Source organism: uncultured Cyclobacterium sp. (genome assembly GCF_963976465.1).
Classification (GTDB): Bacteria; Bacteroidota; Bacteroidia; order Cytophagales; family Cyclobacteriaceae; genus Cyclobacterium.
On record NZ_CAXBOC010000488.1, the window covers coordinates 1 to 4,083 of the forward strand.

General features: G+C 41.8%; 4 protein-coding genes. 3 read left to right on the forward strand and 1 reads right to left on the reverse strand.

Annotation, left to right across the window (positions count from 1 at the left end):
* The coding region (locus tag AAC037_RS20835; RefSeq protein WP_339905322.1) for a DUF1553 domain-containing protein at positions 1 to 446 on the forward strand (446 nt) is incomplete at its 5' end.
* Position 447: 1 nt separating this feature from the next.
* Positions 448 to 1,911, forward strand: coding sequence for a DUF1501 domain-containing protein (locus AAC037_RS20840; protein WP_339905324.1), 1,464 nt, complete (start codon positions 448 to 450; stop codon positions 1,909 to 1,911).
* An 87-nt stretch (positions 1,912 to 1,998) separates the two neighbouring features.
* Here AAC037_RS20840 and AAC037_RS20845 read toward each other — a convergent pair whose 3' ends face one another.
* Positions 1,999 to 3,033, reverse strand: coding sequence for an amidohydrolase family protein (locus tag AAC037_RS20845; protein ID WP_339905326.1), 1,035 nt, complete (start codon positions 3,031 to 3,033; stop codon positions 1,999 to 2,001).
* A 425-nt stretch (positions 3,034 to 3,458) separates the two neighbouring features.
* Here AAC037_RS20845 and AAC037_RS20850 point away from each other — a divergent pair, with 425 nt between their 5' ends.
* Positions 3,459 to 3,965 (forward strand): HD domain-containing protein, encoded by a 507-nt coding sequence (locus tag AAC037_RS20850; protein ID WP_339905327.1) that lies wholly within the window; start codon positions 3,459 to 3,461, stop codon positions 3,963 to 3,965.
* Positions 3,966 to 4,083: the final 118 nt, after the last annotated feature.

The following is a 4,083-nucleotide window of genomic DNA, read 5'->3' on the forward strand; positions in this document are numbered from 1 at the left end:
TTTGGTTCCCAAGTGAGGGAGAGGAAAAATACCGAAGAGCAGTGTACACTTACTGGAAGAGAACCCACCCTTATCCTTCTTTTGTCACTTTTGATAGTCCATCCAGAGAAGTATGTACTTCCAGAAGGATAAGAACGAACACCCCACTTCAATCTCTCGTTTTATTAAATGATCCTGTTTATATAGAAGCGGCAGATGCTTGGGCAAAACGCATATTGAAAGAAAGCGGAGGCGACATAAAAAATGGCATTGAAAAAAACCTACGGCTTGTTACTGCCAAAGTGCCTGAGCCGGAAAAAGTAGAAGTCCTCCACCAGCTTTATTTGGAATCACTTGCTTACTATCAAGAAGAAGGTAAAGAACTGGACGAAAATGCCGAACTAGCAGCCATGCGAATGGTTAGCAATGCCATGTTAAACTTAGATGAATTTGTAACCAGAAGATAGAATGAATATTTGGGAAGAAGCATTTATCCGAAAAGCGCAATACAATAGCAGGAGGCATTTCTTAAAAAAATGTACTTCAGGTCTTGGCGCATTGGCTATGGGCTCGCTGATGGGTTGTGGAAATAATTCCGGGGCTAAGCAAGCAGCAGCCTCTTTTTTAGACAAGAAAGCCTCTCATTTTGCTCCCAAGGCAAAAAGTGTGATTTTCCTTCATATGGGAGGGGGACCTTCCCACTTGGAGCTTTTTGATTTCAAACCCACGCTTCAGAAATTAAATGGCCAGGATACCCCGCAGTCCTTGATGGAGGGTAAAGAGTTTGCCTTCCTGAAAGGCACACCGAAACTACTTGGCCCACAGGCAAATTTTGGTCAATATGGCCAATCCGGTGCTTATGTATCAGATTATATGCCGGAATTTTCCAAAATGGTGGATGAAGTGAGCTTCCTAAAAGCCATGCATACGAATGAGTTTAACCATGCTCCGGCACAGTTATTTATGCATACCGGAAGTCCACGACTGGGCAAACCGAGTATAGGTGCTTGGTCTGTTTACGGCCTTGGATCAGAGAATGAAGACCTACCGGGATATGTAGTACTCACATCAGGAGGAGGAGCCATAAGTGCAGGCAAAAGTGCTTGGGGAAGTGGTTTTTTACCCACTATTTACCAAGGGGTACAATGTCGGTCGGAAGGAGATCCCGTACTGTTTTTGTCCAATCCAAAATCCATCGACAGCCACCTCAGAAAAAAATCCATTGATGCCATTAACAAAATCAACGAAATGGAATTTAAGGAATCAAATGATCCTGAAATTCTAACCCGGATCTCGCAATACGAGCTGGCTTTTCGCATGCAGACTTCTGTACCCGAAACCATGAATATCAATGATGAGCCGGAATACATCCACCAAATGTATGGCACCAACCCGGGAAAAGCCTCTTTTGCCAACAATTGTTTGCTGGCAAGAAGGTTGGTAGAGAAAGGCGTGCGCTTCGTACAACTTTTTGACAACCGCTGGGACACCCATGGTGTGGGCGCAGGCAATGGTGTAGGTAAAGGAATGCGCAGGTCTTGTAAAACCATAGACCAGCCCATTGCGGCTTTGCTAAGAGACCTCAAGCAAAGAGGGCTATTGGATGACACACTTGTGGTATGGGGTGGTGAATTTGGCAGAACCCCAATGATGGAATCCAGAACGGGAGAAGGTTTTGATGGCAGAGACCATCACTTGGAAGCATTCACCATGTGGATGGCAGGAGCAGGTGTTAAAAAAGGCCACATTCATGGAGTTACGGATGAAATTGGCTACTACGGTATAGAAGGCCGTACCCATGTTCATGATTTACAAGCTACCATCTTGGAAAGGTTGGGTTTTGATCATGAAAAACTCACCTATGAATTCCAAGGAAGGGATTTCAGGCTGACAGATGTCCATGGAAAAGTAATCAATGAAGTGCTTACTTAATTAAAAAGATTAAGCAGCCATTACCTCCAAGCAACTTTCTTCAGAATTGTGCTTTTGCCGTGTTCCATTCAAAGCAAGTGGCTTCGATTAATCAAGATGATATCCTAGGTTTAGCAAGCGCTCCTTTACCCGAGGGTAAAGCCGCATGGCATTTTTATAGTAGATCTTTTCCAAAACTTCTCTAGGCAATTCCAATCCCCAAGTTTCCGGGCCACCAAAAAAACCACCATTTACCTTGTCTCCGGTTTCTAAAATCTGAAAAGCCCTTGAATACTGCTCGGCCCTTTGGCTTATTTCTTCGTTTTTAACATTGCCTATATCTGTTCCAAAGACAATTCTATCTGCCCATTCAATCATAAAAGACCGGAGGTTTTCCCTATCCACCAGGTGATAATATTGAAAAGTTGCGGCCAAATCGATGTTTAGGTTGGGAAAAGTGGCCAGCATATTGCGCAAATAGTCTATTTGAGCATCCTGACAAATCAGCCAGTTGGAATGAGCCATGACCACACGCAGGTCCGGATGTTTCTCCAGCACATTTCGCCAGGCATTTATCTGTGTCCAATATTCGACGGGGTCTGCCAGCCATGCTGTCCTATTACCAAAAGGCCCGTTAGGGTCAGCAACATGGATAGAGGCACCCATAAACCCTATCCGCTCCATTTCAGCAAAGGTCGCTTCATGTGCAGGATCATCGATATAAGGATAGCCATCTTCCTTTTTCTCCAGTGCCCTGTACCAAGGTCCGGACCAAATCTTATAACCTACAAACCCCTGATTCTGGAACTTCTTCAGGGATTCAGGTGCATAGCTTAATCCATCATGAGCCTTATAATCTGCAATTCCACAGAGCATCCTTCCTTCTCCGGCCTGCTCTACTGCTGCTATGTTTAATAAGGGAGTATTTCGATTTCCCAAGTTAATCCATAAAGCCAGGTCTATGTTTTTCTCCTCCCTTAAAAGGTTTCCTAGGTTAAGGTAGTTTGAAATTCCGGAAATATCTTCTGCAACATGGGTATGCACATCAATCCTCGGGATATCAGGATAATCGGACTTGAACTGACCGAATACTTGCGTAATGGATACCATCACACCAAAAACCAGTAATATCAATTTTTTCATAATTGGAGGAATAAAGATAACAGGAGGATAAACCGTAGCAAATTGAGCTAAATACAATCTCAAGTTACAAAAGAAAATCATTTTCTACAGGCTGAAGCCCGCACAAAAATGCAAAAGCCGGCCCGCATAGAACAGGAAGGATTATCACCTCATGAACAGGCTGAAAATTAAAGGTCTTATCAATATTAAGTTTGTTTTTTTTCTAGATATTTTTCACTTTTACTTTTGACTTTACAGACATATTAGACCTAATGAAAAATTAGGTTTCTTTGGATAAATTAAAGTCAAACTCAATATTGATTAATTAATCTCCCCTATAAAAAACTTATTCATTAAGCAAGCAGATTTCCTGCCAAAGGCGAAGGAAATTCAAGGCATAGCCATATCAAATTTTAAAGAAAAACCCAAACCACTGTTTTAAGAATATGTTAGAAAAAACGACTACCTACGCCATTAAAACCCACCAAGCAGTCAATCATAAATATGGAGACCAAGGGTATGAATTTCACCTTCAAATGGTACATGAAGTAGCTGAAAAATTCATTTACTTGGTAGCAGAGGAAGAGCGTGAAAATGTTTTATGTGCTTGCTGGGTACATGATATCATAGAGGATGCAAGAGAGACCTATAATGACGTCAAGAAAAATACCAATGAAACAGTGGCGGAATTGGCTTTTGCCTTAACCAATGAAAAAGGGAAAAGCAGAACTGAAAGGGCCAATGATAAATATTACCGGGAAATGCAGGAAACGCCCAATGCTGTTTTCATAAAATATTGCGACCGGATTGCCAATATTATGTATTCAAAAAAACAGGGATCCGGTATGTTTGAAAAATACAAAAAAGAAAATGACAACTTTATTCGTAAGACTTTTCGACCTGAATTACTGGATATGGTCAATTATATTGAGACCTTGCTGGAGAATGAATAATTGTTGTATGTAGGGTTTGCAGAAGTAAATAAATCAGATATATGTAATTTGTGGGGAGCAAAGACGAGTCATTATGCCTACTCCTTCGGCTCCGATCAGGAACCGGCTAGCTTATTCC

What these genes read in the sequence shown, in the direction of transcription:
- AAC037_RS20850 (WP_339905327.1), top strand. Translation starts at nt 3,459, where the DNA reads ATGTTAGAAAAAACGACTACCTACGCCATTAAAACCCACCAAGCAGTC.
- AAC037_RS20845 (WP_339905326.1), bottom strand. Translation starts at nt 3,033, where the DNA reads ATGAAAAAATTGATATTACTGGTTTTTGGTGTGATGGTATCCATTACG.
- AAC037_RS20840 (WP_339905324.1), top strand. Translation starts at nt 448, where the DNA reads ATGAATATTTGGGAAGAAGCATTTATCCGAAAAGCGCAATACAATAGC.